The sequence below is a fragment of the Sphingobacterium sp. NPDC055431 genome (genome assembly GCF_053644255.1).
The window spans coordinates 81,746-104,046 of record NZ_JBSHLH010000008.1; the positions used below are offsets into that span (position 1 = coordinate 81,746).

The 22,301-nt window shown below is 43.3% G+C and carries 13 protein-coding genes; 7 read left to right on the forward strand and 6 right to left on the reverse strand.

What is annotated here, in order from left to right; genetic code table 11:
- Positions 1 to 4: 4 nt before the first annotated feature.
- The 5 genes from ACWIB3_RS09450 to ACWIB3_RS09470 form a co-directional block, all read right to left on the reverse strand.
- Positions 5 to 3,124 carry a SusC/RagA family TonB-linked outer membrane protein gene (locus ACWIB3_RS09450; RefSeq protein ID WP_185212832.1) on the reverse strand — a complete coding sequence of 1,040 codons (3,120 nt, stop codon included), beginning with the start codon at positions 3,122 to 3,124 and terminating at the stop codon, positions 5 to 7.
- Positions 3,125 to 3,412: 288 nt separating this feature from the next.
- On the reverse strand, positions 3,413 to 6,319 hold the full coding sequence (locus ACWIB3_RS09455; protein WP_454291463.1) for a triple tyrosine motif-containing protein: 2,907 nt from the start codon (positions 6,317 to 6,319) through the stop codon (positions 3,413 to 3,415).
- Between the two features lie 152 nt (positions 6,320 to 6,471).
- Positions 6,472 to 7,380 carry a hypothetical protein gene (locus tag ACWIB3_RS09460; RefSeq protein WP_313261334.1) on the reverse strand — a complete coding sequence of 303 codons (909 nt, stop codon included), beginning with the start codon at positions 7,378 to 7,380 and terminating at the stop codon, positions 6,472 to 6,474.
- Positions 7,381 to 7,448: 68 nt separating this feature from the next.
- Positions 7,449 to 8,705 carry a family 16 glycosylhydrolase gene (locus ACWIB3_RS09465; protein WP_254526699.1) on the reverse strand — a complete coding sequence of 419 codons (1,257 nt, stop codon included), beginning with the start codon at positions 8,703 to 8,705 and terminating at the stop codon, positions 7,449 to 7,451.
- 424 nt (positions 8,706 to 9,129) lie between these two features.
- Positions 9,130 to 9,285, reverse strand: coding sequence for a helix-turn-helix domain-containing protein (locus ACWIB3_RS09470; RefSeq protein ID WP_454291484.1), 156 nt, complete (start codon positions 9,283 to 9,285; stop codon positions 9,130 to 9,132).
- A 412-nt stretch (positions 9,286 to 9,697) separates the two neighbouring features.
- On the opposite strand from ACWIB3_RS09470, the gene ACWIB3_RS09475 reads away from it, so the two are divergent.
- The 7 genes from ACWIB3_RS09475 (at position 9,698) to ACWIB3_RS09505 (ending at position 19,355) form a co-directional block, all read left to right on the forward strand.
- Positions 9,698 to 11,359 (forward strand): FAD-binding dehydrogenase, encoded by a 1,662-nt coding sequence (locus tag ACWIB3_RS09475; protein WP_454291464.1) that lies wholly within the window; start codon positions 9,698 to 9,700, stop codon positions 11,357 to 11,359.
- A 187-nt stretch (positions 11,360 to 11,546) separates the two neighbouring features.
- Positions 11,547 to 12,146: a TetR/AcrR family transcriptional regulator gene (locus tag ACWIB3_RS09480; RefSeq protein ID WP_185212838.1), complete on the forward strand. Its 600-nt coding sequence runs from the start codon at positions 11,547 to 11,549 to the stop codon at positions 12,144 to 12,146.
- Between the two features lie 78 nt (positions 12,147 to 12,224).
- Positions 12,225 to 14,978, forward strand: coding sequence for a TonB-dependent receptor (locus tag ACWIB3_RS09485; protein WP_454291465.1), 2,754 nt, complete (start codon positions 12,225 to 12,227; stop codon positions 14,976 to 14,978).
- A gap of 22 nt (positions 14,979 to 15,000) precedes the next feature.
- Positions 15,001 to 16,275, forward strand: a complete 1,275-nt coding sequence (locus ACWIB3_RS09490; RefSeq protein ID WP_185212840.1) for a parallel beta-helix domain-containing protein — start codon at positions 15,001 to 15,003, stop codon at positions 16,273 to 16,275.
- Between the two features lie 2 nt (positions 16,276 to 16,277).
- Positions 16,278 to 17,330 carry an SO2930 family diheme c-type cytochrome gene (locus ACWIB3_RS09495; protein WP_454291466.1) on the forward strand — a complete coding sequence of 351 codons (1,053 nt, stop codon included), beginning with the start codon at positions 16,278 to 16,280 and terminating at the stop codon, positions 17,328 to 17,330.
- 39 nt (positions 17,331 to 17,369) lie between these two features.
- A complete protein-coding gene (locus tag ACWIB3_RS09500; RefSeq protein ID WP_454291467.1) occupies positions 17,370 to 18,764 on the forward strand; it encodes an aldehyde dehydrogenase family protein in 1,395 nt (464 codons plus the stop codon).
- Positions 18,765 to 18,899: 135 nt separating this feature from the next.
- Entirely contained in the window at positions 18,900 to 19,355 is a 456-nt protein-coding gene (locus tag ACWIB3_RS09505) for a hypothetical protein (protein ID WP_454291468.1), read from the forward strand.
- A 48-nt stretch (positions 19,356 to 19,403) separates the two neighbouring features.
- On the opposite strand, the gene ACWIB3_RS09510 is transcribed toward ACWIB3_RS09505, so the two are convergent.
- Complete coding sequence (locus ACWIB3_RS09510) at positions 19,404 to 22,001, reverse strand: TonB-dependent receptor (protein ID WP_454291469.1); 2,598 nt, start codon at positions 21,999 to 22,001, stop codon at positions 19,404 to 19,406.
- Between the last annotated feature and the right edge of the window lie 300 nt (positions 22,002 to 22,301).

The window sequence follows — 22,301 nt, forward strand, 5'->3', positions numbered from 1 at the left end:
TAGATTAAAATGCAACATTTAGACCGAACATATATGACCTTGCTTGCGGATAGATGCCTCGGTCGATACTCATGATACCACCACCGATTTCAGGGTCGTATCCTGTATATTTCGTAAAGGTCATCAGGTTCTCAGCCATGGCATATAGCCTGATTTTTTGAAGTCCGATCCTTCTGGTTAGTTCCGAAGGGATGGAATATCCGATCTGAACGGTCTTCAAGCGGAAGTAGCTTCCATCCTCCAAGTAGAATTCCGAAGGATTCGTGAAGTTATTGTTCGCATCGGCATCCGTTAAACGCGGATAGTCGTTCGAACTGCCTTCTCCTGTCCATCTTCCCAAAGCTCGTGTAGAGTAATTGGCATTGTTGATGTCTAACCTTCTCAACCCTTGGAATACCTTGTTTCCAGCTACCCCTTGTCCGAAGATTAGGGCATCAAAATTATTCCACTCTAGGTTCAGGGTGAATCCGAAAGACCAATTTGGTGTCGGATCGCCGATAAAGGTTCTGTCATTTGCGTCGATTGCGCCATTGCCATCTAGATCGGCCCATTTGAAATCTCCTGGACGTGCATTCGGCTGGATCAAAGCGCCTTCTGCGCTCTTGTATGCTTCAATCTCGGCTTGGTTCTGGAAGATACCCATGGTCTTGAACCCATAGAATGAGTTGAAAGCTTCGCCTACCATGGTACGGGTGATGTTGTAGGTCGATGCCTGGAAACCAGCTCCGTTCAGGAAGCTCACGCCCGCACCGATATCGGTTACCTCATTCTTCAGGTAGGATGCATTTCCGTTCAAGGCGAAATTGACTTCTCCTAGTCGGTTTTTGTAGCCCAATTCCAACTCCACACCTGTATTTTTCATGTCCGCAACGTTGGCTGCAGGGTTTCCAATTGCCCCAACATAACCTGGGATACGTGGATTCTGTAAAATACCGGTCGTTACTTTATTGAACCAATCGAAGGTCAGGTTGAAGTTCCTCAAAAAGGACAACTCCAAACCTATGTTGGCCTGACTGGTCTGCTCCCATTTCAGGTCTGGGTTTGATGGTGCATTCGGGCTATTTCCTACGGTATAGATGTCCGTTAAGCCAATGGTGTAATTACGTCCGCCACCGATAGTGGAAAGGAAAGCAAAATCACCGATGTTATCATTACCGACTACCCCGTATCCTCCGCGGATCTTCAACATGTTGATATGTGGGTTGTCGATTAGGAAATCTTCCTTGCTAACGACCCAACCTAATGAGAAAGACGGGAAGATACCGTACTTGTTATTGGCTCCAAAACGGGATGATCCGTCTCTTCTGATCAATCCTTCAGCCAAGTATTTTTCCTTGTAATTATAGTTTAACCTGGCAAATAAGGAAGAAACCGTATGTCCCACATTCTCATATCCTGATGAATTCTTTTGGTCTGCCGGAACGGTGTAGTTCAGGGAGGCATCATCAAAATTATTGACAGGAATATCAAAATAAGTTACGGCTATACCTCTCGCGCGGTTGTCATAGTACGCTCCTTGACCCACCAATGCGGAAATATTATGGTCTTGGATGGTATATTGATAGGAAATGGTGTTCTCTAAGTTCCAATCAAAACCTCTGTTCGTTCCACGGGTAAAGTCATTCTGTGCCCTCTTCATTACCGCATTCAGGTAATATACAGGGGTGAAGCTCTCATTTCCCCAGAAAGATAGCTTTGAACCTAAGGTAGAACGGATTTTCAATCCTTTGATAGGCTCTAACTCACCATATACATTACCTACGATATTGTCTGACCATCCATGGTTGCCTAAACGGGTTTGGATATAAGCCAATGGATTCGACATCTCCTGGGCAACGAATTGGGAAATACCATAAGGGTTGCCGTTTGGATCGCGTGGAACCGCCTGTGACGCATAAGGTAAGCTTGGGTTATTGATCACCGATGGATCGGTAATGATCAATGGCGTAGTCGGATCTAAGTTGATGGCCGATGACAATGGCCCACCGAACTCACTGTTCGTGTTCCCTACACCTTGTCCTTTTTCATGGGAATAACCTAGGTTTTGACCAAATTTCAACCATTTGGCAACCTTATGTTCCGAGTTTAAACGGATGTTTGTTCTTTTATAGTTGGAAATCTCCGAGGCTACGATGCCCTCTTGGCTCAATAGACCGAAAGAGGTGTAGAAGGTAGAAACCTCGTTTCCTCCGCTGATGCTGAGTTCATGGTTCTGGCGGAATGCATTTCTATTGAAGATATGTTCTTGCCAATCTGTTCCTTCTCCTAATGAAGCCGGATCTTGGAATGGCAGGGCATTTCCTGCTGCCAAAGCCGCCTCGTTTCTCAAGGTTGCATATTCCGTGGCATTCAATAGGCTAAGTTTTCTTGCCGGAGCTGAACTGCCCAAGAATGTGTTGTAATTAATACGGATCGCTCCCTGTGCCCCTTTCTTGGTGGTAACAAGGATAACACCCGCAGCCGCTCTAGCACCGTAGATCGCTTGTGAGGAAGCATCTTTCAACACTTCGATAGATTCGATATCCGATTGGTTCAGGTAGCTGATTCCGCCCGCATCAACAACCACTCCATCGACAACCCATAATGGGTTATTGTTTCCGAACGTTGTGAATCCACGGATCCTAATGGTGGATGAAGCTCCTGGTTCCCCGGAATTGGAAGCGATGGTTAGTCCTGAGGCTCTACCTTGAAGGGACTGTTCCAATCGGGTAACTGGCATAGTCTCCAGGTCGCTGCCTTTCACACTACTGATGGCTCCGGTGACAACGCTCTTTTTCTGCGTTCCATAACCAACGACTACGATCTCTTCTAATTCGTCCAAGCCATCTTCTAACTGTACATTATAGACTCCAGATTGCCCTACTTCGATACTCTTGGAGAGCTTCCCAATTTGGGAGAACTTCACCGTGGCACTGCTGCCCGGAAACTCAAGGGTATACTGGCCTTCAAAATCTGTACTCGTAGCTTGTCTTTTACCTTCGACAGTTACCGTCACACCAGAGATGGGTTCTCCAGTACTTGATGAGGTAACCTGTCCACGGATCGATAAAGTCTGCGCTTTCAGATCCGTCACAGAAATACACATGCAAATCAAGATGAATGCATGCAAAATTTTTAATCTCATAAAAGGAAAATAAATTAACATGGTGATATAATTGAAAAATCATGCAGGCTTGGTTATGGCCTTTTCATGATAAATCAAAGATATTGTGGAGAAGAATATTCTGTATTTTTTAGGTTAAACAATTACCACTACATCAGAGAATTTTTTGACTCATTCCTTCTGTTTGGTACACTACAGCTACCCTACAGCGGTATTGTTAACAACTGATAATCAGTGCTGTATAATTACGGTTTTCCCTCAGTGCTGTTTGTGTATATTTTGGGGATTCAGGCAAATATTTCCCTTGTCTTAATTTGGTGTCTCAGGTTTTGCAAACTCCAATAGGTAGTTATAAAGGTTGATTTCTGGGTCTATCTTCAGTTTTTTTCTAAGCCTATACCGACTTACTTCAACAGCCTTGGCTGTAACATGCATCAACTGCGCAATTTCTTTTGAGGACAGGTTCATCCTTAGGAATGCACATAGCTGCAGCTCTTTTTGGGTCAGGTCGGGATGCTCTTTCTTCAAGCGCAAAAAGAAGTTTTCATTGGCATGATTGAAGTGAATATTGAATTTCTCCCAATCATCATTTGTCTGTTCTGCCGATCGGATGATCCGGGTCAATTGCTTGAAATTGCTCTTGAGTTCCGCATCTTTTATGCCTTCCATGGATCGGTTTATCCCTTCCTTAATCTTTCCAAGGGCCTCACCGCGCTGTATAATGTTCATGGTTAAATTGGCCAATTCCTTGTCCATATAACCTATTTCCGCCTCTAGGTTTTGATTGCGTAACTTGATGACTTCCTTTTCTTTTTTCTCGATTTCCAATTGGGTAAGCTGAAGCTCCTGCTGATGGACCCTTCTCAGTTTTTTGCGCTGCATGGCCAAAATCCAGAAAGGGAAGGAGATAAAGAATATGGCATACAGCACATACATGAAGGGATGTAGGTACCAAGGTGGAGCGACTGTAAAGGCAATTGTAGCTTCTTCAGATTCATTTCCTACTCCATTGCGGGACTTGACCTTGAAGACATAGTCTCCAGGCCCTAGATTCGTGTATTCCTTTTCTCCTTTGTTGCTCCAAGAGGACCATTTTGTCTCCAAGCCATCCAACAGGTAACTGTATTCTACCTGCTCCTGCTGCTCATAATTTGTTGAACTAAATTCAAAATGAACGGTATTGAAAGCATTGGGGATTTTCCGGTCTTCAGCCGCAGTGCTACCATTACCTCCATATAGGACCTGTTCCTCTTTGGCCTGATTCGATATCTTGATCAACCGAAGCAATACATTGGGTTTGATTGCCTTCTCCAAATAACCTTTATAGTCTAGGAGAATCCCGCCCTTCTGCCCATTGATAAAGACATTCTCTAGATCATGTATATACACGGACTCAAATCCACCCAATATCTTCCCATTCAACATCGGAAAATGATTGAGAATGAATGGATGTTGCTTACTGCTTTTTGAATAATCCAGTACGCTCAACCGTTTATTGCTGACGAACCAGATATTGCCAAACTTGTCTTCCTTCATGTACTGAATAGGTAATCCATTTAATGCCGCAAAATCTGCTGATTTTACAAATTGATCGGCCTTTTCATCATATTCATAGATATAGTTGGGATTACAGACAATCACCTTGTTCTTGATAAAGAACAGATAGTTGTGGAGGATAGAAGACTCTGCCTCAGGCAGGGTATATGATTTTTCCTTGACGACCTCCTTGAAGTCTTTCGACAACCAAAGCTTCGACACTCCACGATAGGGGTGGGACACCCAAACGGCATTTGCATTATCATCATAATGAATGAATCGCAGCGATTCATTGGAATTGTTGATATGGCCCAACTCATTAAAATTATTGCCATCAAACCCGATCAACCATAAACCTGCATACGTACCCGCTATCAATCGCTCAAATGGCAGCACTCTTGTGGTGGCTTTGTGGAGCCATGTCCCGATGGATCTATAGATCGCATTCGCCTGATCGCCCTTGATCTCAAAACTTCCGTCCTCATGAGCCATCAAAAGTCTGCCATTGAATTCATTTAAAGACCACACCTGTCCATCGCTATGTGCTATCTTTTTGAAATGAGCTTGAGACATTCCAATATCCTTACCTCTATTGCCATTGAGCAAATCGGTCGCATAAAGGCCATTTGAGGTTCCTATAAACAGGCGGCCCCCATAAATTAGGTGCGAATATGCGCTGACTGTTGTGTTTTGATCCGGCTGTATATACCCGACACTGCTGTTGATGGTGATATAGTCTATGCCATCATCGGTTGCTAGCCATAGATTGGAGTTTTTATCGGTAAATATAGCTCGTATATGGTTGGTCTGCAGACCGCCCTTGTAGACGTAATGTTGCATCACATCCCCAGAAGCATTGATGATAAATAATCCTCCAGAATTGGTGCCTATTGCGTATCGGTCATTATCAAGATCTTGCAGACAAGAAATGCGATAGGAATTGAGATTGGTATAGCCTTTAATAATTTTAGGGGCAAGCTGTCCATTGATATAGGTATACAGACCGTTCCGAAGGGTAGAGATGAGTAGGGTGTCTGCATTATAATTGACGATATCCGTAATCACATCAGAGGCGATGTCCGTAGAATTTAATATGGATTTCCAGATGCCATTTTCATACCGCATCAAGCCCATTTCGGCTTCATAAGCATACATATCACCCTTCACCTGTCCCAAGAACTGCCAGCTGCTCTTGGCCCGGTCCACAACCATCTTATCATGACTGAGCCTAAAGATATACAGGGAGGTATGGAAGAAGATGTCATCTCCCAATATTTCCGTATGCCAAACATCAGAGAAAAACCGCTCAGATTCCTGTAGCTTCTCTTTCAGGGAATGGAAGACCAACATGCCTTTATCATCACCTTCAAAATACCCAAGTTCATCCTGTCCACCTACATATATCCGGTCATTCTTGTCAATGGCCACCGAGCGAACCACAGTGGCATTCGGAAGCGGGTGAATCCGCCAGTTTCTGCCATCAAAGGATAGTAAGCCTTCATTGTTCCCAAAATACATGACCCCTTTGGAGTCTTGGGCCACACACCAATTCTGCAATCCCCCCTTGTAGATGCTGCTTGTATAATTGAAAATCTGTGGTTTAGAAATGGTGCCCTGCGCAAAACTATCCAGTGAAATAAATAATAATATCAGAAATAGAAATCTAAAGCAATAGTTCATAAAAAAGTATTGGGGGATAACCTATAGGTTAAAATTCGCTATGTAATATTACAAAATAAATATTTAAAAAGATTGTTGCAACAAGCTATAGTACATAATGATGCATTAAAGGGCATACCGAAGGATAGATTCCCCTCTGTGTTTGATTTCCTTTAAATTTCAAGGAAGTTAAAAATTATGCCTATCCTACCTTGCCAATAACTTCTGGAAACAGCATTCAAGCGGGTATAACCTTGCGTTCCATCCGCCATAAACGCCAAATCATTTCCATCAGCTGTATGGCCGTAATGGTAGCCTAGGTCCAGGAGTAACTTTACGTTTTGATGGACAGTCCAAATGGGTGATAGCGATGCTGAAACTTGATACCCTTTTGCGGTATGTTCAAAGCTTTTTGGATGGGCAAATTGAGTCATCAGGTTCCAATTACCCTCCGCGCGATAATTGATTTGATGATATTGAAGGTTTGTTTGGAAGGCTAACCTTTCCATTGGCTTATAAATCATGTTGACACCTGCATATGGTCCCTTCCAATTCGTTTTATAGGAACTGTTTAACGTATTGCCTCCCTGCTCGATTCCATCATCTGACAACCAATAGTTATGCGAGGAAGTCTTATATCCAATCAAAGGCTCTAAATCCAAAGACTCACTTGGCTGAAAAGAATAAGCTAGATGGCCATAAAAGGAATGGTCAGAGCCTTTCTTGTTTTTTATTTGGAGTTGATAGGAGGGATTGGTTCGATTATCTCCCAAATAATCGATATCTGAAACATTGCCGCCTAGGGTCTTTCCAAAACTTCCTCCAGCTTCTACAGAAAACTTAGGAGTAAATTTAAATCGAGAAGCAATGGCAAAGTCAGCAATGACCAATTCTGTCCACTTCAGCTCTGATTTGATATTGGGGTTAGTACCCTCTAAATTTCCAGCAATGGACCAATCCATTTTTTCAAACCTTAATCCGGTTTTGCCCACAAAGATCAACCTATCATGGCTTTGTGCACAGGTCAAAGCAGGTACAAAGGACCCTAAAATTGCAAGGAAAATGATTCTATAATGAAGCATAAATCTTGTTAACAAAAACACCAGTGATCCATTGGACCACTGGCTTTTTTGGGAATTTATTATTCTAACTAATTATATGCAAAGGTTTCCCATGCTTGGGGATAATCTCGTTCGCAGGTCATTGCCTTAAGTCCATTCTCTGAGGAAACATATTTACCATTATTTCCCTTTAATGCGACCCTTCCATCAGGCATGACCTCCCAGGTGAACTTTTCCCAGTCCCCCATGTTTTCTCGGTCACAAGTCATGGGCTTAAGACCGTTTTCGGAAGAGAGATACTTATTCATGCTCCGTAGGCCAACCTTTCCATTTCCGGCGTCAACCACAGTAAATTGCTCCCATGCCTGTGCATTTGGCTTATTACAGAAAATAGGGCTTTTACCGTCCTGACCAGTTACATAAAGATTATTGCTTCCTTTCAAGCTGATTGTACGCCCGATGACAGAGCTGTTTTCCATCTTATAAACACGGACATAATCTACTTCCATTCTTCTAGGCCAGATATTTGGATCTGGATCACCTCCCCAATCTCCGCCTACAGCTAGATTCAGGATGATGTGGAAATCGTGGTTGAATGGCCAAGAACCCCAACCCGAATAGTCGTTATGTACCGTATAGTATTTATTGTTGTCGACAAAGAAGTCGATGCGGTCAGGAGACCACTCGACGGCATATACGTGATAGTTCGAGGTCGCATCGCCTACATAGGTTTTTCCGGTGCGCTGGTTGCCAATCCTGAAATAATAATCCCGGCTATGCACAGAACCATGGATATTGTTCTGGTCCTTGCCTACATGCTCCAAGATGTCAATCTCACCGCAGTTTGGCCACCAATAATTGGTCGTATTGTTCCAGCCATATTTAGTTTCATCATTTGGATAAAGCCAAAAAGCTGGCCATGTTCCCCAACCTGAAGGAATTTTAATGCGAGCTTCCATCCTGCCGTAGGTCCAGCCAGCTTTAGAGTTTAAGCGGCCTGAAGTGTACTCATGTCCATTCCCCCAATCCCTTCTCGCTTCAATGATCAGGTTTCCATTCTCAACACGCGTGTTTTCAAGCCGATTGGTATACGCCTGTTTCTCATTGTTTACCTGTCCTGGATTCCAAATGACGTGGCTCCATTTCTGACTGTTGGGTTGGCCAGAGTAATTGAACTCATCAGACCATACCAAGCTGTAGGTAGCTGCGCGTGCAGTTGCCTTAAATTCTTCGACTTGGTTTTCAGTGATTGTAGTCTCCTTTTCGCAGGAAACCATTCCGAGCAATGTAAAGAGGGACATAGCCCAAGTGACGCTCTGTGTCCATTTAATTTGAAAGATTCTCATAATAAATTTGGTTTATAGTTTAATTGTGATTTTCTTTATCATTGGTTATTCAAAATCCCTGGTCTATGCCGCCCGTATTCCCCAAGACGGATTAAAATTTCGAGATAGGAAAATCCATTATTAAAGTTCCAACAAAACTTTTATGCGAGAGTAAAATCATGGCCCTACATTGTCACTACAGAATGAAGGATTTAGAGATGTTTAAACGAAAATATCATACACAAATACACTACAGTTTTGAGTTAATCTATTAATATTCAGAAGGTTAGTTTTTGTAAAATTTTTATTACTTCAATAGGTTGCAATAGCCCTTTATTGACTGGAAAGGGGCTGTATAAATGAAAAGTGTATTTGAGAAGTGTAATTATTTATCCAAAATATTTAACCGCAGAGCATGATATGTATTATAGAAACCCTCCCAACTTTACCCCCACACTCCTTTCAGATACTCTGAAGGAGTCTCACCAAATTCTTTTTTAAAAGCAGATGTAAAATAGGAAGACGAAGATATCTCCACCCGATACATTACTTGGGTAATTGTTGCATCTTCAGTCAAAAGAATCTGCCGAGCTTGTTCAATTCATTTTGGGCATCATCAGGTCACTTATGATCAGGTCTGGCAATTGACTCTCTATAATTTCCAGGGCCTGTTCGCCATCCTATGGTTAGAAGGACCCTAAAGTTCGGCTGTCCTGAGATGATTTTCGAATAAGGGCAACACAAGATTTAATCGGAAGTTTGAAAGTCCTACATGTTTTGTACAAATGCTAGAATCAGTCAGCAAGTTTTTTATGCTTTATCTATCAATAAGTTACATCAAGTGGAACCTTTTTGTTCTCCGTGGAACATTTTGTAGGAAACTGCAGCAAGAGGCCTAAATATAAAAAAGGTATTCAATGATGCGATCGATTTGTGCTTAGATATTAAAAGCCAGGGATTTTGTCATTTTATATCTAAGGATATTTTTTCCTATCTTTCTTAAAAAATCAATTATGAGCCAATCCACTACCCTAATCATTGGAACTGGCCTTTCGGGTTTAGTTGCGGCCTATGAGATCACTAAAGCCGGCAAAAAGGTCATTATGTTGGATCAAGAGAACAGGAATAACTTGGGCGGTCAAGCTTTTTGGTCTTTCGGTGGTCTGTTTTTTATCGATTCGCCGGAACAAAGAAGGTTATCGGTAAAGGATTCCTTTGCATTGGCAAGGCAGGACTGGATGGGGAGTGCAGCATTTGATAGGCCGGAGGACCATTGGCCAAGGCAATGGGCAGAGGCTTACCTGAAATTTGCCCATCAGGAGAAGTATGCCTATGTCAAGGGCTTGGGGATGCGGTTCTTCCCGATTGTGGGCTGGGCTGAAAGAGGAGATGGACGGGCACAGGGACATGGGAATTCGGTCCCTCGATTCCATATCACCTGGGGAACAGGTCCTGGAGTAGTGAAGCCTTTTGCGGAACATGCCCTAGAAATGGAGAAGAAAGGTTTATTGGAGTTTAAGTTTAGGCATCAGGTAAACAGAATGGAGTTGGTTTCTGATGATACGATCAAGCTGTTCGGCAATCAATTGCAGGAGGATGATGCAGAAAGAGGAAAGGCAAGCAATAGAGAGGTTATCGGCACCTTTGAGTTTGAGGTAAACAGGGTGGTTATTGCCAGTGGTGGAATCGGAGCGAATCTGGAGATGGTGAAGAAGCAATGGCCAGAGAGGTTGGGCACCGCTCCGGAAAGGATGGTCCTTGGCGTGCCGGCCTATGTGGATGGCAAGATGTTACAAGCAGCAGAAGAAGCCAACGTACGCTTGATCAATAAGGACCGGATGTGGCATTATACGGAAGGTCTGGAAAACTGGGCGCCCATCTGGCCTAATCATGGTATCCGGATCCTTCCGGGACCTTCATCGATTTGGTTGGATGCCTATGGAAAGCGATTGCCGGCGCCATATTATCCGGGATTCGATACGCTGGGAACACTTAAGCATATACAAGGAACAGGGAAAAGCTATTCCTGGTTTATATTGAACCAAAGCATTATCAAAAAGGAATTTGCACTTTCAGGATCGGAACAAAACCCAGACCTGACCAATAAAGACTATAAACTGATCGTGAAGAGGCTCTTTGGGAAAAAAGCGACCGCGCCCGTGGAAGCATTTAAGGAGCATGGGAAGGATTTTATTGTATCAGATTCCATCGAAGGGCTCGTGGAGCGCATGAACAAGCTCAGTGGTGAAAACCTCTTGAAGCTGGAAGATGTGCGTGCTATCGTGGAAGCGCGGGATTTGGAATTGGACAATAAGTTCAGCAAGGATTTTCAGGTCAGCTATCTACAGAATACCCGACGATACTTTGGCGACAAGATCGCGCGAACGGCAAAACCCCATAAGATATTAGACCCCCATCATTACCCTTTGATTGCGGTACGGTTGAACATCCTGACCCGAAAAACCCTTGGTGGGATTGAAACCAATCTAAATGGCCAGGCCTTTAATCTGTCCGGAACCTGCATTCCAAACCTATTTGCGGTAGGAGAAGCTGCTGGATTTGGTGGTGGTGGGATGCATGGTTACAATTCCCTGGAAGGTACATTTTTGGGCGGTTGTATTTTCACAGGAAAGATGGTTGGGCACTACATTGCTAACTTGCCTCAGGATAGGTAAACAGAAAACTTCCTCAACAATAGTTTCTAAATATCAAGCGGAAGCCTTGATAATCAGTGGATTTTTGAGCATTTTTAAAAACAATAATCGAAATTTTGTTTAAAAACGGATGTGTTCAACCAGTTTTTCAAATATTTTAACAAATTGTTTGAAAAATGAAAAACTATTATTTAACTTTAGTCAAGCGATGAATAAAAGAGAACAGGTAAAGAGTCGGATCGAACAGGCCGCGATGGAATGTTTTGAGCGCTATGGTTTAGATAAAACCACTTTAGAAGATATTGCGAAGGCCGTTGGGCTGAATAAAACATCGTTGTATTATTATTACAAAAAGAAGGAGGACATATTTATCGAGGTTGCCCTGCGCGAAGGTGAAAAATATATCCAAACTCTACAAGAAGCTACAGCAGAGAAGACCGAGATCGAGGATTGTGTGGCCTTTTATCTGGAGTCCAGGTTCAATTACTACACCCAGGTGTTGAATATGAACCGCGTTTCGGTTGAGACCTTGCACAAACTTCTGCCTAGATTTTTTGAACTGTATGATGCCCTGATGCATCGTGAAAAGGAATTCTTGACGGCCCTTTTGGAAAAGGCCATCCAAGAGAAGAAGATCAGGATGAAAGATCCAAAGGAAGTGGCTTCCGTACTGATCAATTTCACCGATGCGCTGAAGCATAATGTTGAGCAACAAGCTATTCTCAAGAGAGAAACCAATATAGACTATACTCAGAGCCTTAAAGACATAAAGACCCTCGTGACTTTAATATTTGAAGGAATAAAATAGACTAAGCAGATCCCCAAGGTAATTGAGTTTATGGAGCTTGTTTGTAATTGTAACGAATTATAAACTAACCAAATAACCATGAGAAAAATTGCCTACATAATTTTGGTGATTTGCTTTCTTGCACCTTTTGCCGCAATTTCCCAACAGATTGTCCAAGGTGTTGTCAAAAACCAGATTACCCAAGAGCCAGCAACGGCTATTTCTATTCGCGTCAAAGATGATCGTGCAGGAACCTTTACTGACGATAAAGGCCACTTTCAACTGCGGTTGAACAAAGGCTTTCCCCTGACCCTATTGATTTCCTCCATAGGCTATGAAAAGCAGGAACTGCTGGTCGAAAACAATCAAAGCCCTATTTTGATCGGCCTCGTCCCAACTTCCACCTTAGCGCAGGAGGTGGTGGTTTCCGCAAGCCGTTCCGTACAGACCAAATTGTCTTCTCCGGTAACCATTGAGCAGATCAGTACCAAAGATGTGCAGAACTCGCCACAGATCAACTATATGGATATGGTGCAGGGCCTACGTGGGGTAGATGTTACGGTGTCCAGCTTGGGTTTTACCTCGGTTACGACCAGGGGTTTCAATACAAGTGGTAATACCAACTTTACCCAGATTGTAGACGGAATGGACAACCAGGCTCCGGGACTGAACTTCCCATTGGGATCGGTTATCGGGCTTACGCAACTGGATGTAGACAATATTGAATTATTATCAGGAGCTTCTTCGGCGCTCTATGGTTCCAGGGGATTGAACGGAACCATGGTGATGACCGGAAAAGATCCGTTTAAGTATAAAGGGTTAAGCGTTTTGGTGACCCAAGGGGTAAACCATGTCAATAGCAAAAAGAACAATGACCCCGTATCGGCATCGCCGGTTTACGATTGGGTCATTCGATATGCCAATACCGTAAACGATAAATTTGCCTATAAGATCAATGCTCAGTATTCGAAAGCAAATGATTGGGTAGCCAATGATATGCAGAACAAGAATGGACCAGGAGGACCAGATGTAGATCCGAATTACAATGGTATCAATATGTACGGAAGTGCAACAAATACGGATATCAATCCTTTCCTATATGCGGCCATGATGGGGAATCCGGCTTTGACGCCCTTGATCGAGCCCATGTTGGCAAAGCCAAACTATGTGGCTAGGACAGGGTACCCAGAATGGGGCTATCTGGACAATAATGCCAACATGTTTAAGGTGAACACTGAACTTCGCTATAAGATAAATTCCGATTTGGAAGCCATCGCATCGGGAACCTTTGGTACAGGGAACATCGTTTATACCAATGATACCCGATATCAGATCAATGATTTCAAGGTGGCGCAGTATCGATTGGAGCTGAAGAGTGAAGATTGGTTCGTTAGGGCCTATACTACCCGTGAAAATTCTGGAAATACGCTGATTGCGGGACCGACCTCGCAGTTGATCAATGAGGGTTGGAAAGTAAGTTATGATGGCAATGTAGGTGGATGGTACCCTGAATATACCGAAGCCTTGGTGACAGCATTGGCAACGGGATCGGATATGCAAGCGGCCCATATTGCCGCTAGGCAATTCGCTGATCAAGGAAGATTGGTAGAAGGCTCTGAAGGATTTAATGCACTGAAAAAACAGATTTCCCAAACGCCTATCTCGGAGGGGGGAACACTCTTCTTGGATCGCTCAAAACTGTATAACGCTGAATTCCAGTATAACTTCAGGAAGCTGATTCCATTTATGGATGTCATTGCCGGTGTAAACTGGAGACTGTACAGCCTGAACTCCAAAAACACGCTTTTCCCTGATTTGGACAAGCCAATCAACGTGAAAGAATATAGTGGCTATCTATCTCTTGGAAAACGTCTGGTCGACGATCGCTTGACCCTGAATACGTCCTTCCGATTGGATAAGAATACCCTATTGGGCAAGCCAAAATTGACCTCGAGAGCGTCGGCGGTCTTCCAGACAGCTTATCAGAATTACCTGAGGTTCTCTTATCAGAATGCCTATAGTTTCCCTTCTAATATCCAGGCTTTGCAGAATACCATGAATGGTTATAACAGTTACTCTTCGGGTGGTTCGAACCTGTTGTTGAACGATCATTATCACTTCAACGAATTCCCGCCATATACTTTGGCAAGTGTCCAGGAATTCCAGCAAACCAATGATCCTACTGTGCTAAAGAAATTTGAGTACGATGATATTAAACCCCAAACGGTCAATTCATTCGAGGTAGGCTATGCAGCATTGATTGCGAAGCGCGTCATGTTTGATGTATTAGGCTATTTCTCTACCTGGGAAAACTTTATTGGCTACGCTAATGTGGCGAATAGCCCGGGTACCGATGATGTAAATGCGTTTAAGGACCAAAGCAAATATGTGACCTACAATATGGCTTTCAATGGTGGTGAAACGGTAAATACCTATGGTTATGCAGCCAGCGTGAGCGTGGATCTAGGCAAGAACTTTTTGACGAAGGTGAATTACTTCTCAGACTTCCTGAAGAATAAGAACAATAGCCAGATCAATAATTTCAATACGCCAAACTACCATGTGAACATGGAATTTGGAAATAGTGGTTTCGGAAAGAAACAAGTTTGGTCATTTAATACTACCTTAAGGTATAAACCAGGTTTTCATTATGCAGCAGCAGGAGGATTGGGCGAAGGCCAAATTCCATCTTCGACTGTAATCGATGCGCAGATCAGTTATAAGATCCTGAAAGCACGTTCGGGAATCCGCATCGGAGGAACCAATATTACCAACAAATACTATACTACAGGTATTGCTAACCCGAGGATCGGAGCGATGTATTACGTTAGCTATGCCTATAATATTTTTTAAGATTAACCAAAAAACAAATCACATGAAAAGCATTTCAATAGTTGCAATCTTCTGTTTGGCCCTGTTGGTCGGCTGTAAAAATTCGGCCGATAAGACCAGTGGTTATGGAACGCAATTGAGTTTCGGCCCTGGGGAGGAAGAAAAGATCGAGGAAGCATTCCTCTCGCTAAAAGACAGTACGGAGATTTTCCTGAAAGAGGGAAACTATAACTTCCAGAACTTGAGCATTGCTCAGGTAAACCATATCCTGATCCGCGGTGCAGGACCGACGAAAACGAAATTGAACTTTAAGGACCAGAAGCAAGGGGGTGAAGGTATCCGCGTTACGGATGTGACCAACTTCAAGATACAGGGTATGGAAATCAGGGATTCCAAAGGGGACCTCCTGAAAATAAACAATGGTAAGGATATCGTGGTTTCCGAGCTGCATGCCATCTGGAGTACTGCCGATTCGACCAGTGGAGGTTATGGTATCTATCCGGTTCTCTGTAGCAATGTACTGATCGAAAACTGCTATGCAGAAGGCGCATCGGATGCGGGAATCTATGTTGGGCAGACCAAGGGCGCTATCGTAAGGAACAGCAAGGCGGCCAAAAATGTGGCCGGTTGTGAAATCGAGAACTCGACGGATGCAGAAGTCTATGATAATGAATTCTATGACAATACCGCTGGATTCTTGGTGTTCGACCTTCCTGATCTGTCCCAGCGTGGTGGCAGGATCAAGGCTTACAACAACAATATCCATGATAATAATTTCAGGAACTTTGCAAAAGCTGGAAGCTTTGGTACTTCCTGGGGAGTGGGAAATGCCTCACCGGGTAGCGGAGTCATTATTTTGGCCACTTCGGATGTTGAGATCTTTGATAACAAGATTACCAATAATAATAGCTCAGCCGTAACCATCGCTTCTGGATTTACCGTAGACGATAAGGCGGCAGAGAAAATCAATGATAAATACTCGCCGATCCCGACCAATATCAAGATCTATGGCAATACGATAACCATGGGGAATGAATTTCCCAAACCGGCCTATGAGCATAGGGTAGGACAATTGATCATTGCCACTGAACAGCAAATGAATGGAATCGATCCTAACAGAAAGAACAAGAGGATCCCTGCGATTCTATATGATGGGGTGACCAGCAATATCATGACCCAAGGAACAACGCCAAATCCTGATCAGGTCTGTATCAACCAACCTGGGGAAAATATGTTTGTGAATGCTGATTTCGCCAATGTTAAAGATCCGGCGAAATGGAAGCCCAACAGCAATGTTCAACCATTTGAATGTAAGTAGACATGTCTAACTTGATAAAGATATCTAGTTGTTTCCTGCTCTTGGTTTTCATGGTTCAAGCATGTCAAAACCAAGGTAAGAAACAGCAAAATACCCCTACTGAATTCCAGTTTAAGGAGAAACTATCTGATTATGGTTTCTTCAAAGGAAAGCTTTCGGAATTGAATCCTAATCCTGAATTGATTTCTTATGACCTGAGCAGTGCGTTATTTTCAGATTATGCTATCAAAGATCGATTTATCGTTTTGCCGGAAGGCAGCAAGATGAAGTATGTGGACGATGAAGAATTGGAGTTTCCGGATTCGACCATCATTATCAAGAATTTTGCCTATCGAAACAGCGATGATGAGAAGATCATGATTGAAACCAGGCTGTTGGTAAAGGACCCGGCCGACCATAATTGGAAGGTGATGAACTACCTGTGGGATGAGAAACAGGATGATGCGGTGAAATTTATCCGTGGTGTTGTCTTGCCTATCAGCCTGAAAGATGATGAGGGAAAATTGCACAAGACCAATTATATGGTGCCTAATACCAATGATTGTAAGCGCTGTCACATCAAGGACTCAAAATTATTACCAATTGGTCCAAAAGCAAGGAACATGAATTATACCCGAGCTGGTCAGACCGAAAATCAACTGGTCTGGTTAGCGAAGGCGGGTCATCTGGAAAATTTACCGGACCTGAAAGAGGTTGAAGCTTTGCCGAATTGGTTAGATAAAGCGAATTTCAGCCGTGAGCAGCGCGCTAGGGCATACCTGGACATTAACTGCAGCCACTGTCACCGTAGAGGAGGGGATGCTTTCAATACAGGATTGTTCCTGGAATATACCGAAACGGATACAGTACGATTGGGCTATCATAAGGGGCCGGTTTCAGCAGGTTCTGGAGCTGGGGGCTTGGATTTTGACCTCGTGCCCGGTTCTCCCGATAAGTCCATCTTGTATTACAGGATGAACAGCACGGAACCCGGAACGGCCATGCCTGAACTTGCGCGATCGATGATACATACAGAGGGGGTGGAATTAATAAAAGATTGGATAAAGCATTTGTAATCAAGAACTATAAAAAAAACAGCATAAAGAATTAGAATAATGAATGATTCAATTCTACAATTGTTTGATGTTCAGCAAGAACATCAACAGGAGCTTCGTATGAGTTCTGCTAAGGTGCGCATCGCTAAGCTGCGGCGGTTGAAGGCTAATATTTTAAAGTTTGAGAACCGCATTTTTGAGGCTTTGGATGCAGACCTGCGGAAGAATGCATATGAGTCTGCTTTGACTGAGGTGTATTTTATCTATAGTGAGATTGATTTTGCGATCAAGCGACTTCCTTCCTGGATGAGAAAGAAGCGGAAACCCCATACCTTGACCAGTTTTTTGTCGAAAAACTGGATTCAGTATGAATCCTTGGGCACCTCTTTGATTATCTCTCCTTGGAATTACCCCTTTCAGTTGAGTATGAGTCCGTTGGTTTCTGCAATTGCTGCAGGCTGTTCGGTGATATTGAAGCCATCGGAATATAGTCCGAGGACTTCTGAAGTTATCCGGGACCTCATCAACGAAACCTTCCCGGAAAAGGAGGTGAAATGTGTATTGGGAGAAAAAGAACTGGCAACGGAATTACTTAAACTGCCATTCAACAAGATATTTTTTACGGGCAATCCAGAGGTAGGTAAGATTGTCATGAAAGCAGGGGCGGAGCATCTTTCGAGCGTCACGCTGGAGTTAGGTGGTAAATCGCCGGTCATCATTGCGGAGGATCATGACCTCAAGGCGGCCGCCCTTAAAATTGCCTGGGGCAAGTTGATCAATGCCGGGCAAACCTGCATCGCGCCAGACTACCTCTATATTCCCCAGGGGGCCATCGAAACTTTCACCCAAGCATTCCAGGAAGCCTGTCGGGAATTGTTCTATTCAGATGGTACCCTTGATTACAAGCGTTATGCAAAGATCATCAACAGCAGGCACCAACAACGGATTGAAAGGCTCCTCGACGATGCATTGATGCGGGATGCTAAGGTATTATGGCAAGCTGAAGGCGAAGACCATCAGTCAATATCGCCAGTCTTGCTCACAAATGTAGCCCAGGGAAGTAAGATCATGGAGGAGGAGATATTTGGTCCAATCCTACCTGTTATTCCATATAATGATATTCAGGAAGTGCTAGACCACATCAACTCCAATCCTAAACCATTGGCGATGTATATTTTCTCTGATAGCAATTCTTTTACCGATACATTGCTGAAACACTGCAGTTCTGGGTCTGTCTGTATCAATGATGTGCTGATCCAGGTCTCAAATCCTAATCTGCCTTTTGGTGGGGTAAACCACAGTGGTATAGGAAGCTGTCATGGATTCTATGGTTTTAAGGCATTTTCACATGAAAGAGCCATTATGAAGCAAACGAAATTCTCATTTTCTAAAATGATCTATCCACCATATCAAGGTAAAGAGCCCGTATTCAAACTGTTGAAAAGATGGATGTAAAAGAGCTTGATCGTTAGTTAGTAGGTTTAATTGATTGAGGGAGTCTCCAAGCATTATTGGAGGCTTCTTTCTTTATTATAAAACCTTGGAATAGTTTCTGTTGTTCTATTCGGTGAATCTATAATACGACAACAAATGAAATCTATATTATTTATTGTGCCAATAGCGCTATTTTTAGCAAGCTGCAATAACCCAAAGCAAGAAACAAATAATGATAGTCCGGCAGTTGATAGCGTTCAAGCTGTTCCTGAATCTTCAGATACTACCCAAACAGATATACCTGAGAAGGCCATAGAGCTTAAGTCCAGTTGGGATTCCATCAGTCTTCATAAAATGTCTAAAATATCTGATACCATCAGTTTTGATAGTAAAGATTTTAAACAGATCGATGCGGAATTGCACAGCGACAAGCCCGGGAATATCCGTTTTAATCTGATTGTCCTGCCGGATAACAATACCGATGGTCCATTTGGGAAGGATGTTCAGTATAACTTGGATAAAAAGGGGACCTATAAATTGGTCATCGGAGAAAGCCTGATGCAGGGAGACCCTTTTGATGGTCATTATACCATAAGGTTCAAGGGGCAGTAAAAAAGAACCTAGCCTTTTGGGGTAGGCTAGGTCCAAACGATAACCTATTTATTTAGAGAAACTTTTCAGATTGTACCTTATGGTTAGGCCGTATGTTCTGGGGTCTGCAATGATACCGGCATATTGCCCGTAACTACCAGGTGCGGCAAGTAATTGTTCGTAATAGTTTTTGTCCGTAAGGTTGCGGCTCCAGATGGACAGGGAGATTCCATTCTCCGCTTTGAATCCCAATCGGGCGTTTAATAACGCATATCCATCTATGTTCAAATATTGGGAAGGGGATGGACTCGATGAGAACTCGGATCTATAGAAGAGGTCAGATCCTAAGAAAAATGAGCCTTCCAGACCAATCAAACTTCCTTTTTGGCTCAGTTCAGCACCTAGGGAAGTCGACCATTTCGAAATGCCTGGCAATCTTCCTCCGGAAATGTCCTTAAAAGCTTCAGGGCCTCCTACTTCCTCCAGTGGAACCGGGGCATTTGTGAATTTCACATATTTCCCATCTGTATAGGCCGCAGCGGCATTGATCCTGAGGTAATTCCCTATACGCAGGCTCCCGTCCAGTTCTATCCCTTTCACACTCACCTTTTCCGCATTGGCTAGATAACCTCGGTTTACTCCAGGTTCTGGCGTCTGCACCAATGTTTGGTAATCCTTGATATCAGTTTGATAAAGGGTCAGGTTAAGGATGGAATTTCTGCTGGGGCTTGATTTCAGTCCTATTTCTTTATGGTTGACAGCTTCCGGCTTTACCCTTGCGAGGTCCAGTAACACCTCGCCCTTGGCTGTAGGTAATCCACCAACATTGATCCCTACAGGCTTGTAGCTTATGGCATAGGTTGCGAAGGCATTCAGGTTTCGGTTCCACTTGTATTGTACTGATAGCTGACCTGAAAGATTGCCGGCAGAAGCATCGGTAACAAAAGACTGGTTGGTATATACAGTGTTTTTGAGGGCTATTAATGCTGGATCTTCAGTCTGTAGGCCTCCATAGGTCTTTCGATCGTAATTGGCCTCCTTCTTATCGTAGTTATAGCGTAGGCCCGGAAGGAGATGGAGCTTTTCCGTGATAGCCCAGTCTAATTGTGAATAAGCGGCCAAGCTTGTTGTTTTGATGCCGTATTTGGTCTTGATTCCAAAGTTGTCAAACAATCCCGGAGTACTCCACAGGTCGCTGTTGCTGTTCTTGGCAAATCGCCAGAGCGCAGATCCAGCCTCTTCGGTATGGACCGGGTCTGTCCTCAGATCTTGATATAATCCGAATAGCCCAACCACCAGATCGATGTTTTCCCTTATTTTTCCTGAATAACGAAACTCTTGGGAGTATTGATCGTGGGCCGAATTACCGGCAGAGATGGTAAACACAGGTAGACCAATATAATCCCTGTCATTCAATGGGACCCATTTCCAATAGCGCCAAGCTGTCGTAGATGTTAGGGTTCCATTCCCTATTTTAATATCAGCATTCAAGGATATACCTCCCAGTTCATTGTCAGCTTTTGACTGCGTGTTTAGATCAACCTTTCTTTCAAAGGCGTTTTGATAGGGTTGTTCATACCCTAAATCTTTGATAATAGCATTGAATTGGCGATAATCTGCGCGCTGTGTTTCAACCACTCCCGCTATGCCCCAGCCATAACCATCAGGCTTTTGAATGCTCTTGTCGGCTGCAAGACTGATGTTGACTCTATCATTCGGCTTATAGAGCAATTGTGCCCTGAGGCCTAAGTTATTCATGTTATTCATCGCTCGATTGGTATGGACATTATACAGGGTGCCGTTTCTTTGGGTTCCTGAGAAGGAAATTCGGGCAGCTAATTTATTGCTGATCGGACCTGTCAGGGATGCCTTGCCTTGCAGGAAACCATAATTTCCATAACTCAATTCAAAGTTCGCTGCCGGAGTGAATTCTGCGGGTTTTGATGTTACATTAAAAGCTCCTGAAGTGCTGTTCATCCCAAAAAGGGTGCCTTGCGGCCCACGTAACACCTCTACCTGTTCTATATCGATAAAATCCAACCAAGTTGCCGCAGGTCTAGCCAGATAAACACCATCTAAATAGAATCCAACACCGGGATCAATGCCGTCATTGGTCAAGCCATAGGTAGAACCCAGACCTCGAATATTGAGTGTCGTATTTCTGGCGTTGGAAGCATAAAGCTGGACAGTGGGGGCAAGTTCCTTGATCCTATTGACGTTGAATGCCGAAGCATCATCTATGGTTGCTGCATTTATGGTCGTTATCGGAATCGGGATATCCTGAATCTGTTCCTTCCGTCTCCTGGAGGTCACCACAATCTGGTCCAGTTTTTCCAGGCTCGGCTTTAGAAGGATGGTCGCAGGAGATTGGTTGACTGATATCCGTTTCTTTTGATAGCCTATCCTTGATATGATAAGCTTAAAAGGTAGTTTTTGTCCAGTAACAAAGTGGAATTCACCATTTTCATCCGTTTTCACTTGGTGAGTTACACCGTCCAGCTGTAACGTCACATCAGGAATAGGTTCTCCACTGATGGAGTCCAAAACGGTACCTCTTAGGGTGGCATTGATGATCGCTTGGGGTATTTCTTGTGCTATGATGCCGTTGTTGCTTACAAAAAAGGCAATAGCAAGGCTTAGAAAGCTAAAAGTTTTCTTAAAATTCATGAAATAAGTATTAGGGTTGATAGTTACTCCCGGTCAACAGGAGCCTTAAAAGAATGGATTAGCGGAAATGTTTTTCAATTCCCGCTTTAATCCTATTGGGGGAAGATAATTTCGCTGCACATTCGTTCAGATTCAATGCTGAACTTACGTTGCTTATTGTTGCTGTTGTTTTTTGTTAAGGTTTTGAGGGTTGATTTCTTGCTCTTCATTATGACTGTCGTTTGTTTTACAAAACAAATGTAAAGAGTATATTTAAATAAAGTCTACTAATATTGTAGACTTTATTTAAAATAGTTAATA

Excerpts from the sequence above, each read along its gene's own strand:
- ACWIB3_RS09450 (WP_185212832.1), bottom strand. The coding sequence starts at position 3,124 with ATGAGATTAAAAATTTTGCATGCATTCATCTTGATTTGCATGTGTATT.
- ACWIB3_RS09455 (WP_454291463.1), bottom strand. The coding sequence starts at position 6,319 with ATGAACTATTGCTTTAGATTTCTATTTCTGATATTATTATTTATTTCA.
- ACWIB3_RS09460 (WP_313261334.1), bottom strand. The coding sequence starts at position 7,380 with ATGCTTCATTATAGAATCATTTTCCTTGCAATTTTAGGGTCCTTTGTA.
- ACWIB3_RS09465 (WP_254526699.1), bottom strand. The coding sequence starts at position 8,705 with ATGAGAATCTTTCAAATTAAATGGACACAGAGCGTCACTTGGGCTATG.
- ACWIB3_RS09475 (WP_454291464.1), top strand. The coding sequence starts at position 9,698 with ATGAGCCAATCCACTACCCTAATCATTGGAACTGGCCTTTCGGGTTTA.
- ACWIB3_RS09480 (WP_185212838.1), top strand. The coding sequence starts at position 11,547 with ATGAATAAAAGAGAACAGGTAAAGAGTCGGATCGAACAGGCCGCGATG.
- ACWIB3_RS09485 (WP_454291465.1), top strand. The coding sequence starts at position 12,225 with ATGAGAAAAATTGCCTACATAATTTTGGTGATTTGCTTTCTTGCACCT.
- ACWIB3_RS09490 (WP_185212840.1), top strand. The coding sequence starts at position 15,001 with ATGAAAAGCATTTCAATAGTTGCAATCTTCTGTTTGGCCCTGTTGGTC.
- ACWIB3_RS09495 (WP_454291466.1), top strand. The coding sequence starts at position 16,278 with ATGTCTAACTTGATAAAGATATCTAGTTGTTTCCTGCTCTTGGTTTTC.
- ACWIB3_RS09500 (WP_454291467.1), top strand. The coding sequence starts at position 17,370 with ATGAATGATTCAATTCTACAATTGTTTGATGTTCAGCAAGAACATCAA.
- ACWIB3_RS09505 (WP_454291468.1), top strand. The coding sequence starts at position 18,900 with ATGAAATCTATATTATTTATTGTGCCAATAGCGCTATTTTTAGCAAGC.
- ACWIB3_RS09510 (WP_454291469.1), bottom strand. The coding sequence starts at position 22,001 with ATGAATTTTAAGAAAACTTTTAGCTTTCTAAGCCTTGCTATTGCCTTT.